The sequence below is a fragment of the Flavobacterium sp. TS_SC_5 genome, from assembly GCF_056156265.1.
This window is the reverse complement of the sequence record NZ_CM149588.1, coordinates 185,738-198,856: the sequence shown is the minus strand read 5'-3', so window position 1 is coordinate 198,856 and position 13,119 is coordinate 185,738. Positions and strand designations below refer to the sequence as shown.

At 34.0% G+C, this 13,119-nt stretch carries 11 protein-coding genes; 3 read left to right on the top strand and 8 right to left on the bottom strand.

Translation table 11 applies throughout. From position 1 onward, the window contains the following. Positions 1–477: 477 nt before the first annotated feature. Positions 478–1,968 (top strand): LysM peptidoglycan-binding domain-containing protein, encoded by a 1,491-nt coding sequence (locus AC0J6S_RS00890; RefSeq protein ID WP_474955022.1) that lies wholly within the window; start codon positions 478–480, stop codon positions 1,966–1,968. A gap of 67 nt (positions 1,969–2,035) precedes the next feature. Here AC0J6S_RS00890 and AC0J6S_RS00885 read toward each other — a convergent pair whose 3' ends face one another. From AC0J6S_RS00885 to AC0J6S_RS00875, 3 genes are all read right to left on the bottom strand, one after another. After that, positions 2,036–2,545, bottom strand: a complete 510-nt coding sequence (locus AC0J6S_RS00885; protein WP_474955021.1) for a pyridoxamine 5'-phosphate oxidase family protein — start codon at positions 2,543–2,545, stop codon at positions 2,036–2,038. 190 nt (positions 2,546–2,735) lie between these two features. Then, the gene (locus AC0J6S_RS00880; RefSeq protein ID WP_474955020.1) at positions 2,736–3,197 is read right to left on the bottom strand and encodes a VOC family protein; all 462 of its coding nucleotides are present in this window, start codon (positions 3,195–3,197) and stop codon (positions 2,736–2,738) included. A 90-nt stretch (positions 3,198–3,287) separates the two neighbouring features. Further along, complete coding sequence (locus AC0J6S_RS00875; RefSeq protein ID WP_474955019.1) at positions 3,288–4,340, bottom strand: glycosyltransferase family 9 protein; 1,053 nt, start codon at positions 4,338–4,340, stop codon at positions 3,288–3,290. Positions 4,341–4,832: 492 nt separating this feature from the next. Between AC0J6S_RS00875 and AC0J6S_RS00870 the strand changes: the two genes are divergently transcribed. Next, positions 4,833–5,060 (top strand): CDGSH iron-sulfur domain-containing protein, encoded by a 228-nt coding sequence (locus AC0J6S_RS00870; RefSeq protein ID WP_113665273.1) that lies wholly within the window; start codon positions 4,833–4,835, stop codon positions 5,058–5,060. 121 nt (positions 5,061–5,181) lie between these two features. On the opposite strand, the gene AC0J6S_RS00865 is transcribed toward AC0J6S_RS00870, so the two are convergent. The 3 genes from AC0J6S_RS00865 to AC0J6S_RS00855 form a co-directional block, all read right to left on the bottom strand. Then, positions 5,182–6,042: an NAD(P)-dependent oxidoreductase gene (locus AC0J6S_RS00865; protein WP_474955018.1), complete on the bottom strand. Its 861-nt coding sequence runs from the start codon at positions 6,040–6,042 to the stop codon at positions 5,182–5,184. Between the two features lie 165 nt (positions 6,043–6,207). Next, entirely contained in the window at positions 6,208–6,540 is a 333-nt protein-coding gene (locus tag AC0J6S_RS00860) for a hypothetical protein (protein WP_474955017.1), read from the bottom strand. Between the two features lie 88 nt (positions 6,541–6,628). Further along, complete coding sequence (locus AC0J6S_RS00855) at positions 6,629–7,801, bottom strand: retropepsin-like aspartic protease (RefSeq protein ID WP_474955016.1); 1,173 nt, start codon at positions 7,799–7,801, stop codon at positions 6,629–6,631. A 482-nt stretch (positions 7,802–8,283) separates the two neighbouring features. Between AC0J6S_RS00855 and AC0J6S_RS00850 the strand changes: the two genes are divergently transcribed. Next, positions 8,284–9,690 carry an APC family permease gene (locus AC0J6S_RS00850; protein WP_474955015.1) on the top strand — a complete coding sequence of 469 codons (1,407 nt, stop codon included), beginning with the start codon at positions 8,284–8,286 and terminating at the stop codon, positions 9,688–9,690. Between the two features lie 306 nt (positions 9,691–9,996). Here the strand turns inward: AC0J6S_RS00850 and AC0J6S_RS00845 are convergent, their stop codons facing one another. Beyond that, positions 9,997–11,445 carry a glyceraldehyde-3-phosphate dehydrogenase gene (locus AC0J6S_RS00845; RefSeq protein ID WP_474955014.1) on the bottom strand — a complete coding sequence of 483 codons (1,449 nt, stop codon included), beginning with the start codon at positions 11,443–11,445 and terminating at the stop codon, positions 9,997–9,999. A 157-nt stretch (positions 11,446–11,602) separates the two neighbouring features. Next, positions 11,603–13,003 (bottom strand): S1C family serine protease, encoded by a 1,401-nt coding sequence (locus AC0J6S_RS00840; protein WP_474955013.1) that lies wholly within the window; start codon positions 13,001–13,003, stop codon positions 11,603–11,605. Between the last annotated feature and the right edge of the window lie 116 nt (positions 13,004–13,119).

Genomic DNA, 13,119 nt, shown 5'->3' with positions numbered 1-13,119 from the left:
CGTTACTTTGGCATTAATGATAAGAGTGAATAATTTTTAAAAAAGCATCAGATTTGCGGTTAAAATGTGTAGAAAAATCAAAAAAAAGAGTCGTTTGTATTTAAACTACGTTAAAATTAAAAAAAAATGAGCGTTTTTTGATATTATAGTTTAAATTAGCAATAAGAAAAATTAAATTGTATTTGAGCTTATTGGTTATTAGTTACATCAATTCTCTACCTATTTTTATTTTCTGCGCAACAATAGCAATACAATTGTCTTGCGTTACTGTTTGAGTTGCTTTTGCAATCAGAACAAAAAATCAACAAATAATAATTGCACAAATTAGGCTCTCTTTTATCAAAGAGATGAGAATTTTTTTACAATTTTTTAAATAAAAATAGGAAATAAAAGTGCAAACCTAAGCGAGATTTAATAATTATATCCCGAAATCGCTATGAAGAATACAATGGGGTAAGTAATTTGAAATAAATGAATATGACTTTTAGAGTAATAGTAACATTAGTTTTTTTAAATAGTATCGTTCTTTTTTCACAGGAGAAAATCACAAAACACACTATAGTAAAAGGGGAAACAATATCGAGTATCGCTGAGAAATATGAAGTAAAACAAAGCGCTATTTTTAAATTAAATCCCAATGCCAAGAATCTTTTAAAACTCAATTCCGTTTTATTAATTCCTATCGCTTCTACAAAAAATACTGTTTCTAAAAGTAAGATTACAATAAATAATTCCGTTAAAGAACACGAAGTTCAAGCTAAAGAAACACTTTACGGAATCGCAAAACAATACGGAATTTCCTTTAAAGAATTAAACCAAGTCAATCCGACACTCGCTTCTTCTGAATTAAAAATTGGTCAAAAAATAAATATTCCCGGTAATTCTACCGCATCTGAAACAGCGACGATTGCACCAATAAAACAAACCGGATCAAAAGATGAAGTGGCTAATTTACCTCAATCCACTGAATCTATATCCACAAAACCTGATACATTTACTTGGGAAGTATTGCCAAAAGAAACCAAGTATTCCATCACAAAAAAATACGGAATCACAATTAAGGAATTTGATAAAGCCAATCCAGGAATAGGCGTAAAAGCACTTAGAGTTGGTCAAAAAATAAATATTCCAGCGGCTCCTTTTTCAGAAACGGTTTTAGCATCGCAAGAAAGTAAAGAGTTACCAGTACTTATTTCAAAAAATGCTACTTCATTAAAAACTATCGCACCAACATTAGAAGAAGCTGTCGTTATCCAAACAACTACAGATTTATCAAAAACAGCAGCGACTCAGTTTTCTCAAAATGAAACAACTACAGATAATACACCACAGCTGATTATCCGTGAAGTACAGCCAAAAGAAACTAAATATGCCATTGCAAAACAATACGGAATTACCGTTAATGAATTAGAAAAGCAAAATCCAGAAGTTAAAAAAGGACTTCCTGTAGGCTACAAATTAAATATTTCGGCAAATACTCTACCTGTTGAAAATGCAGTTGTAAGTACTGATAGCTACCATAATTCGGAAATTCAAACTTCTAAAATTGATTTTAATAACGCTGCGAAACCAACTTTCAGTCATGATTTTTTAGATCAGTTGATAGAACGTGCTTCTGAAAATATAGGTTCACGGTACCGTACCGGTGGAACCACAAAATCAGGATTTGATTGCTCAGGGCTTATGTGTACTACTTTTGGCGCATTTGATATTAAATTGCCAAGAACATCTCGTGAACAATCCAATATTGGTACTAAAATCAATACACAAGAAGCAAAAAAAGGAGATTTAATTTTCTTTAAAACAAATGGCAGAAGCCAAATTAATCATGTAGGAATGGTTGTTGAAGTTTGTGAAGACGAAATTAAATTCATTCACTCATCAGTTAGCAACGGGGTAATAATCTCATCTACCAAAGAGAAATATTATCGAAAAAACTTTTCTCAAATTAATAGAGTACTACAATAGTTTCTTAGAAAAATAAAAATATTCATATTAAAAACGTTCCAAGATTGGAACGTTTTTTTTATGTCTTTTAGATTTTTATTTCTCCTTTGTTCCCACTTACATAATTAGTTCCTGTAGCAACTGAGGCCGCCATCTTTAGAAAATTAATCATTTGGTTTCCGTCAGTGTCCCAAAAGTAAGCACTTGTTGGTTTCACTTTAATAAGAGAAATGTTAGGGTCATTTTTTCCTTCTTTAAACCATATATTTACCACTGGAGACCACAGCTCTTCAATTTTTTCTTGATTGGTAACTATTGATGCGTCACCATTTACAACCATGTAACTTCCTTTTCCAGGATGTGCAAAAAATAATTGAACACTGGAATCTTGCTCAATTTCTTTGTTTTTATCACTATTTTTTTCGCTGAAGAACCAAATGTTTCCTTCATCGCATACTTTTACAGCTCCCATAGGTCTGGTGGTTGCTCCGTCATTCGTTTTGAGATTGGTACAAAAAAGGCAGGTGTTGATTTCATCAACCAGACTTTTAAGTTTATCTATTCCTTCAACTGTATGTTCATTTGCTTGATCACTCATAATCCTAAGTTTTAGTTCTATTGTTAGACTCCGTAAATTCTTTTACAAAGTTGGGAAACAAAACACAAAAAAGGGTTACACAATTAAGAGTAAAAGTTTCAACTTTCATATATCTGTAGCTTAAGTAGCTGATGATTAATACATACAACTTCCGAAGAATATAAATTAAAAGGGAAGTGTCAGGATTTGGTTATTTTTTAACACTGTTAATTTCAATCCAATATCCATCGGGATCTTGGATATAGATTTGTTTGATTCCATCTGCGCGAACCGTAATCTTATCAAGTGTTCCCGGCCAGTCGGAATAGGTAATGTTGAGGTTTTGTAGCTTAGTGATTAAAGCATCAAAATTAGTGACTTTAAACGCCACATGAACCGCTTTGTTTATGGTAACGGGTTCTTTTATGGTTGACACAAGATGTAATTCTTTCCCATCTCCCAATGAAATCCATCGAATTCCTTCTTTTTTGGTAAGGTTGGTGATTTCTGAAAGCTTCAATATATTTTTATAAAAATCAACAGAGCGATCCAGATCTTTCACTGAAAGTGCCATGTGATCTAACTTCAAAGTAAAAGTTTCTAGATTTTGTGACCAAAGTGTTCCCGTACAAAAAAATGCAAATAGGAGCGGAAGTAGAAATTTTGTTTTCATTTTGCTGCGATTGCGTTCAGTATTTTAATCGATTTACCGTTTCATTATTGCCACTTCAAATGATATATTGATAACTAGGATACAGATGAATTATCGTTTAAGCAGTACGTTGTTTATTGTTTCAATCCAATTCTCTTTGTTACCGCTATTCGTATCTATGGCTGTGCTATTATTGTTGTAAGGCCTATACATATTTATATTTGGACGCGAAAATAATCCCACTGTTGGAGTTAGTACAGAACTTGCTAAATGCATAATGCCGCTATCTGCGCCAATAAAAAGTTCAGTATTGGCAATGACAGCGCCAATTTCACGGATGTCTTTGCTGTAAAAAGTAGTTGCTTTAAATCCTATTTGTGATATGTTTTCAACGGGCAAAACTTCGATAATATTATAATCAGAATATTCTATTTTCAGTCTTTCATAGAATTCTTCCCACCAAGATTCTGAATAACATTTGTCAGAAGTAGCATAGGTAAATATGCAAATGGTCTTTTTGTCATTTTTAACCAGTTCTTTAACAATTGTATGGCGTTCAGCAATTTCTGAAGCACTCAATTTAAGGTCTAATGATGGAACAGGATTTTCATTTTTTGGGAACCCTAATTTGGTCAAAAAACTTCTGAATTCATACACAGGATATTTTGCAATATGCTCATAATCGTTGTGCTTCAATTGCATTTCCTCATCCAGTTCTCCAAAAAATTTGTATTTGGCATCAGCAAATTGTGCTGATAATCGCCCGGATGAGGAGTTTTTATCAACATTAATTACAATGTCATATTTTTGCTTTTTAATTTTTACCCAAACCTTGAAATAGTCGATCAAATTTTTGAAAGGTTTTTTAGGAAGTTCAATGATGTAATTGATGTTGGTGTAATTTTTAAAAACAATTGGTGCCAAACCTCCTTTTACAAACAAATCAATTTTACAATCAGGGAAAGTAGCAATTACATCCTGTACCAGTGGCGTAATGAGTAATAAATTACCCAGTCTGTGATTGGGTCTGGAAATTAAAACCCTCTTTATTTCGATTTTTTGAGATAAATCGATTATTTGATTCTTTTGTGAATTCCCAATATTTTTAGTTAGGTTATGCGTTACAATTCTTCGAAATACATTTACTTTTTTTAAGATATTCATGCTTTTAAAATATTATGTAATGTTGAAATCATTTTAAATATAAATTGAAAAGGTCTGTTTTTATTCTTTTTTACAGAACATAAAATAAATAACACCACTCAAAACGGATTACCTAACGAGCAAATATACAATATAGAAGCTAATAATATTTGTAGCTCCTAATAATATACTTTATTCTTAAGGATTGAATATGCAAATAAAAACGGCACATAAAGTTACGCTGCATTTTTGCAATTAATTTGATAGTTGTGTTCTTCAATGGTTGGATAATTCAATGCTAATGTCCTCTTTTTTGATTGTGTGAAAATATTAGATATTCAAAAATTTCCAATTTCTAATTTCTTTCGGTTGTCTGCGATTGCTCCTAATTTAAGTGTAGCATAAAATAGAATTAATGTAAATTACGATTTGGAATCGTAAAAAAGCGCAGCAATGCAGAAAGGTCCTAAAATATTTTGCAATCTTTGAATTCTAAATTAAATTCAAAGCATTATGAGCAAGACTAAACTAACAATCAATCGCAATGGTTCTATAAAAATAGAAGGTGATTTCGAAATAACAGACTGTGAAGGAAAAACATACGGATTAGAAGGAAGAACGGCTCTGGGTCTTTGCCGTTGTGGATTGTCAGCAAATAAACCTTTTTGTGATGGTTCTCACCGCAATGGTTTTGAGCATGAATCAGCTGCATTTGACTTACCACCGGTGAAAACAAAGTAATATCGTTTCCTGATTCGATTAAATAAGAAAAGCTAAATCCGATAAGATTTAGCTTTTTTGTTTTTTATTTGAAACAATTAAACTCTATGGTTTATTCGCTGGATGTACTGCTATTCAAATATCACTTATTTTTTAAACTGCTGATAATTGCCATCACATCTAGATCGCCCAATCCTTCTTGTTCTGCTGCGGCATAACTGTCATACAAAGGATGAATGAGTGGAGAATTGAGTCCGGCTTCTTTGGCCAGTCTTAAATCTTTGACTAAATGTTTCAACGCAAATGCTGCCGGATAGGAATCGTTCAGAATGGAAGGTGTTTTGATATTCGTGATTCCGTTGCCACAAGCGCCTTGGTTGATGATGTTGAGCATGTCTTCTTTGCTTACACCGTTTTTCTCGGCAAATAAAACCGTTTCGGCTATGCCTTGAAGGTTCAATCCTAATAAGTAATTGATGGCTAACTTAGCCGAACTTGCCACGCCAGGTTCACCTACGTGAATCGCAATTTTACCCAAAACGTCAAATATCGGTTTGGCTACTTCGTAATCTTCACTCGAAGCACCCACTAGAATGACCAAAGTCCCGTCTTGTGCTGGCTTTACACTTCCAGAAACGGGAGCGTCTATGAAATGCACGTGATGTTGGTTGCAAATGGTGTTTAAATAACGCGAAGTTTCCGGAGCAACTGTACTCATATTGATGATGGTTTTGCCAGAATTGGATTTAGACAATAAACCTGTTGGTCCCTCAAAAACTTCTTTGACAGCCGCGTCGTTAGATAACATCGTCAAAACTACATCACAGGTTTCCATTAGTTCTTGTAAACTGCTTGCTGATTTTGCTCCTGCAGCCAGTAATGGCGCTTCTTTCTCTTTGGTGCGATTGAAAACCGATACTTCAAAACCCGCTTTGAGCAGGTTCATCACCATTGGATTTCCCATGTTGCCAAGACCTGTCCATGCTAATTTTAATGTATTCATGATTTTTAGTGCTAAATGATACGTTTCCTTTTTTGCTGTTAAAACTATAATAACATCAGGAAAGCGACACTAAAGTACGGTTTATTTCTGGGAAAGGAACATAAAATTACGAGTGTAACGAATTATAAATATCCAAACGAACGAGTTTTATAAATTCAGGTAGTGCTATAGTAAATTCAGAAGTTCATAGATTGTAATTCCCAGGCCTATTCCAATTAGAAACCAAACATATCTTTGCTTTTTGTCTGTTTTTACAAATTGTTCCTTGAGCAATACGCCATTTTCCTTTAATTCAAGTTTGATTTCTTTTTTGTCGAATTGTTTGTATTTGGATTCCAATATTAAATCTTTGGCGTGTAGTTTTATTTCATGGGTAATTCCAGAAAAAGAAAACTTTTTGGAAATTCTTTTTCCATTCAGTAAAACGCTTTCAATTCCAAAAACTGAGTTTAAGAATTCTATTTTATTCGAGTCAATATTAAATTTAGCGTATTTCATTTTTAGTTTGATTTTGCTAATGTTCCGCTGCATTGAAATGTTGTATGGAATTAGACACTATATCAAAACAGTTTTTTGTAGTAATTTTTTACAATGTTATTATGTTGATTTCACCTTTTTTATTTCTTATTTTTATTTCTGAAACTGTGATATTCTCAAAAATTGATTTATTAATAAAATCACATAATTTATAGTTTTCGTAGTTTTTGCCATTAATTTCAATGATTTCGTCACCGTAATTTATTTTAGCTTTCAATTTTTCATCCCAGACAATACCGATGGAGAGCTTATTATTTATTATTGTCCGAGAAAACGGTAAATATTTTTCGATTAAATCTTTATTATGTTCATATTGTTCAAAATAAAATTTTTTGTTAATAAAATCAATTGTACCTATACCATTTTCGAATAAGCCAATTCCTATCCTCGAATTATTATCATTTGTAGTTGTAGTCGATATATTTAGGAAAGCTGAATTTGCAATCTTCATATGTTTAAGTAGTAATCTAACCTGTTCACTTTCTGGAGAAGTCCCGCTTAATCCAATGCTTTCTGAACCTTTTCCATTTGCAACTTCACTAAAAATTTTTTCATCTTTAAATTTTATATAATTTTTATGTGAAATATCATAAAAACCTTTCATTCCTGTATCCAATAGTACTTGTTCTTTACCACTATCTTTTGAGCCAGTTAATTTTAACCATATAAAAGGACTACTTTGTTGCCCAAATAATGATAGTTTTGAACTATTTTCATTGTTTAAGTGAAGTTTTTTAGGATCATTAGTTATTATTAATATTTTATTTTTAACATCAATTTGAATAATCGAATTTCTTAATAAATTACTTCCAATAAAACCATCAATTTCAAAACAATCAAATGCTAAATTATTTTCGTCTTGCGAAGATAAGGCAACTGCATTTTCAAAAATAATACTACCTATTGTCAAATTTGGTAATTGAACAATATTCATTGTTGACTTTATTTGATTTGCATCACTAATTTTTAATTCCTGCGAACTTTCAAGATTTAAAATATTACTTAACCTTTTTGTTATTAAGTTTGGTGCACCTGTATCTAATAAAAATCTATATTTATTTTCATTTATTAGTACTGAAACTATTATTTTTCCATTAACATATTCAAAAGGTATTTCTGAATAATAGTTTAATTCTTTCGAATTCCCTAAATTGAAATTTATGCTTTGCGCAACACAATAATTTGAAAGCAGAAGAAATATTACGATTCTAATATTTATCATTTGTTATTATATTTTGGGTTGAATTACCGTGAACTTGTTTATACTCGCCACAAAATTACGTCTATACACACCCCTAATCGGGTAGATTGTCACTATAGAATTGCGTTTTTTATTTTCTCAAATATATTAAATTTTTCTTACAATTTTCTTGAAAAGAATAAACGTTACAGTTATTTCGGTTTGCGTGAGGGAGGGAAGTGGCATCCTTTATTTTCTTTCTTTAAGAAAATAAAGATACAGCGTACCGCCCGACCCAAAGTGGCGAGGAGGAACGACAAAGCTAGCTTCAGGGTCACTTCCAAAGGAACAATAACACTCTTCACCACTCACCACTCACCACTCACTTTTCACTTTTCACTTTTCACTTTTTACTTTTTACTTTTCACTTTTCACGATTCACTTTTCACGTCCCTTTTATGAAATTTCCAAAAAAAGTATATCTTTAGCCAACTAAAACCACAACCCCAAAACCAAAAAAAAATATGGAAGACCAAAAATCAGACGATTTTAAAAGAGAATTAGGATTACTTGACGGAACCATGCTTGTGGTGGGTTCTATGATTGGTTCCGGGATATTTATTGTAAGTTCGGATATGGTTCGGCAGTTGGGTTCGGCCGGTTGGTTGATTGCTATGTGGGTGCTTACGGGCACCATAACGGTAATTGCCGCGGTGAGTTATGGCGAATTGAGCGCGATGTTTCCTAAAGCGGGAGGTCAATATGTGTACATTAAGGAAGCGTACGGGAAACTGGTGGGTTTCTTGTACGGCTGGAGCTTTTTTGCCGTGATTCAAACTGGTACTATTGCCGCCGTGGGTGTGGCTTTTGCTAAATTTGCCGCCTACTTGTACGCGCCTTTGAGTGATAAGAATATTTTATATGAGATTGGAGATTTCAAACTCAATGCGGCTCAGATCGTTTCTATTTTCACCATTATTTTGCTGAGTTATATCAACAGTCGTGGGGTGAAAAACTCTAAGATTCTACAAACGGTGCTTACGGTGGTCAAAGTGCTCTCGCTAGCGGGTTTGATTGTTTTTGGTTTTATTGCTGCGGATGGAGCAGTTTGGGATGCGAATTGGGCCAACGCTTGGTCGGCTCAAAGCCTGAATGTAGATACTGGCGAGTGGTTGCCTATTGGTGGTTTGGCATTAATTAGTGGTATTTCGGCGGCCTTTGTGGGTTCGCAATTTTCGAGCGTGGCTTGGGAAGGTGTGACCTTTATTGCAGGTGAAATTAAAAACCCAAAACGCAATGTGGGCTTGAGTTTGTTTTTAGGAACCTTGATTGTAAGTGTAATTTATATTTTAGCCAATGTGATGTACTTGGCAGTAGTGCCTTTGTTTAATATTGCTACTGCCGAATCTGATCGTGTGGCGGTAGTGGCTTCTCAAACTATTTTTGGATCGGTGGGAACTTTGATTATTGCCGTGATGATTATGATTTCGACTTTTGCGTGTAACAATGGTTTGATTATGGCTGGTGCTAGGGTTTATTATACGATGGCTCAGGATGGTTTGTTTTTTAAGAAAGCGGCCCAACTGAATAAAGCAAGTGTTCCTGCGTGGTCTATTTGGGCACAATGTCTTTGGGCTTCGGCTTTGTGTTTGACAGGGAAATACGGTGATTTGCTTGATTTTGTGGTGATTATTGTTTTGATATTTTACATTTTGACCATTTATGGGATTTTTATTTTACGTAAAAAAATGCCAAATGCAGAGCGTCCGTATAAGGCCTTTGGTTATCCGTTACTGCCAGCACTGTATATTTTAATTACGGTGGCAATTTGCATGGCGTTATTGTATACAAAACCATCTACATGTGGCTGGGGCGTTTTGATTATGCTGATTGGTATTCCAGTGTATTATTTGACAAAAGCGAAGGAGTAGTTTTTTTTAATTATGAGTTATTAATTATTAATTACGAATTGTGAATTGTGAATTGTGAATTTGCGGATGTTAAATGAAATTTTCAAATAAGACTTTTTTGGAAATCAGTGAAAATCAGTGAAAATCCGTGTCATCTGCGGCTAAATTCGGTAGAATAACAAAAAAAATCCGTCTCGTTTTGATAACGCGACGGATTTTCTATTGAATTCAGGCTGGGTTGCGATTGTCTTAAATTTAAAACTAAGGAGACTAAAAACTAAAAATAAAAAAATTACAACCTCAAATCCACAACCTGTAAACGGCAGGCTAGTAATACGTAAAACGTCTTACTTTGGCAATGTATTTTGCTAATCGGATTACTTGGTGACTGTAGCCATATTCGTTATCGTACCAAATGTACAACACGATATTTTTTCCATCAGCAGAAACGATTGTGGCGTTACTGTCATAAATTGCCGGCTGCGATGTACCAACGATATCCGATGAAACCAACTCGTTATTCATGGAGTATTTGATTTGCTCCACCAATTCGCCTTCCAAAGCATATTTTTTCATGATGGCATTGATGTCTTTAACGGATGTTTTTTTGGCTACTTCCAGATTCAAAACGACCAATGAACCATTAGGAACCGGCACACGAATCGCATTTGACGTTAATTTTCCTTCCAATGACGGCAGTGCTTTTGCAACAGCACTTCCGGCACCCGTTTCGGTGATTACCATATTCAATGCTGCTGCTCTTCCACGACGGTATTTTTTGTGCATATTATCCACAAGATTCTGGTCGTTTGTATACGCATGGATGGTTTCTAAATGTCCTTTGACAACTCCTAAAGTGTCTTCAACAGCTTTTAATATTGGTGTAATGGCGTTTGTAGTGCACGATGCCGCCGAAAAAATATTGATTTCGTCAGGATTGTATTCGTTATGGTTTACACCGTGAACAATATTTGGAACACCTTTTCCGGGAGCAGTAAGCAATACTTTATCAGCACCTTTCGAAACTAAATGACGGCTTAATGCTTCGTGTGTGGTGAAAGCGCCCGTGTTGTCAATTACTAATGCATTATCAATTCCGTACTGTGTATAATCAATTTCTTCTGGACCATTTGCCGTTATCACGTGAACGGTTGTTCCGTTAATAATCAAAGCATTATTTTCTGTATCAGCAGTAACTGAACCTTGAAAATCACCGTGAATAGAATCATATCGCAATAAAGAAGCTCTTTTTTCAAGCGAAGTAGCATCATTTTTATCACGTGTGACGATAGCGCGCAAACGCATTTGACTTCCTTTTCCTGTTTTCGACATTAATTCTCGGGCTAATAATCGACCAATACGACCAAAACCATACAGTACGACATCTTTCGGTTGAATTTCCTCTGAATTTTTGGCATTTTTCAATTTATCAATGACGAAATATTTGGCGTCTGGATATTTATCTTCTTCTAAACCATATTCGTAGGTAAGTTTTCCAATGTCCAATTTTGCAGGAGGTAAATTCATTTCTAAAATAGCTTTTCCAATTTTAACTGAATCAAATACTGAAATAGGTTTTCCAACAAATTCGGCCGCATATTCATGCAGGTTGATAATGTCACTGACATTTCTGTCAATTAATTGATTTCGGAATAGGACCATTTCTATGGATTTATCATACCATAAATCGCTGATAATTTTAATCAGTTTTACTCCTGCACGTCGCCTGTCGGCTTGTAATGAAACTTCCTTCTCGTATAAAGTTGTGGTTGCCATGTTGAAAATTTAATGAAAAATAAGTGATTGTATTTTTTAAAATTTGCGCAAAAATACCCATTTCAATCGATTTCGTAGCGCATTTTGTGAATTATTTATAAAATAAAAAAGCCACCTTGTTTTTTCAAGATGGCTTAGTTTAAAAAAATTAAATTTTTTAAAGTATCACACGAAGTACTTCTCCATTTTTATTAATCATTTCGATACGCACCGTTTGATTTTCCTCTTTTTTATTTAAAAGCTTAGAAACGGTTTCCACATCAGTAGCTTTGATATTGTCAATACTCAAGATAATATTTCCTATTAATTCGTTTTCATATTGTTTCAAGTTTTCGCTGTTAATGGATTTGATTTTTACACCGTAATCAATTTTGAATTTTTTCTTGTCAGCAGCTTCAATGTTTTCTAATTCGATACCTTTAAATTCTGCACTGAAAAATTCATTTTTACTCAACACTACTGGAACCACTCTCGTTTTTTCATCTCTGATATAGGTAACCTGTACTTTATCATTCGGTCTTTTTGTATTGATGTATCCGGAAAGGTCCGCAAAAGTTGCCACATTTTGTTCGTCTAATTTGATGATGACATCACCTTTTTCAAGTCCAGATTTCTCGGCACCAGAATTTTTAGTTACTTTATTAATGTAAAATCCTTGCGTTTGCGAAATTCCGTATTCTTTAGAACTAATGCTATTCAATTCGCCTCCTTCAACGCCAAGAATTCCACGCTGCACATTCCCAAATTCCATTAAATCTTCAATGATTTTTCGGGCAATATTCGAAGGTACCGCAAACGAATACCCAACATAAGAACCGGTCATAGATGAAATCATCGTGTTGATTCCTATCAGTTCACCACGCGTGTTTACTAAGGCTCCACCGCTATTTCCGGGATTCACCGCAGCATCTGTTTGTATGAAAGACTGGATTCCGCTGGTATCTAAATCTCTGGCTTTCGCCGAAACAATTCCAGCAGTTACCGTGGACGTTAAATTATAAGGATTACCGACAGCCAAAACCCATTCGCCCACTTTCACCGAATCAGAATTGGCAAAAGCGGTATACGGTAATTTCTCGTTTGCGTCAATTTTCAATAAGGCAATATCCATTTTCGAATCGGTCCCAATGAGTTTTGCCACATATGATTTTTTGTTATTTAAGGTAATTTCAATTTCTGATGCGTCTTTGATTACGTGATTATTGGTCACAATATAACCGTCCTCAGAAATGATAACACCAGAACCTGTACCTACTTGTTCCTGCGATTGCCCGCCTTTATACCCATAAAAATATTCTAAAATAGGATTTGTAACGGTTCTGCGGGAGACGTTTTTTACGTGCACAACCGTATGAATAGTTTTTTCTGCAGCCTCAGTAAAATCAAGTATATCTGATGATAATCCTACTTTTTTTCCGTAAGAATCCGATGCCGTTGTTACGCCTGAATTTTTATCATTAGAAAAATATCCATCGTTGTCAAATAATAATTTGTATGAACCTAGTGTTACTACTCCGCTCAACAAGGAAACCAAAAAAAGTGTTGAAAATTTTTTCATAAGTAAATTCGTTTATTAAGATATTTCCCTATAAAAATAAAACTAAAATTGATTCGGAAAATGTAGTTTAACGCTCTTTAACAATGATTAACATTTCATTAATAGTTCGTACTTTT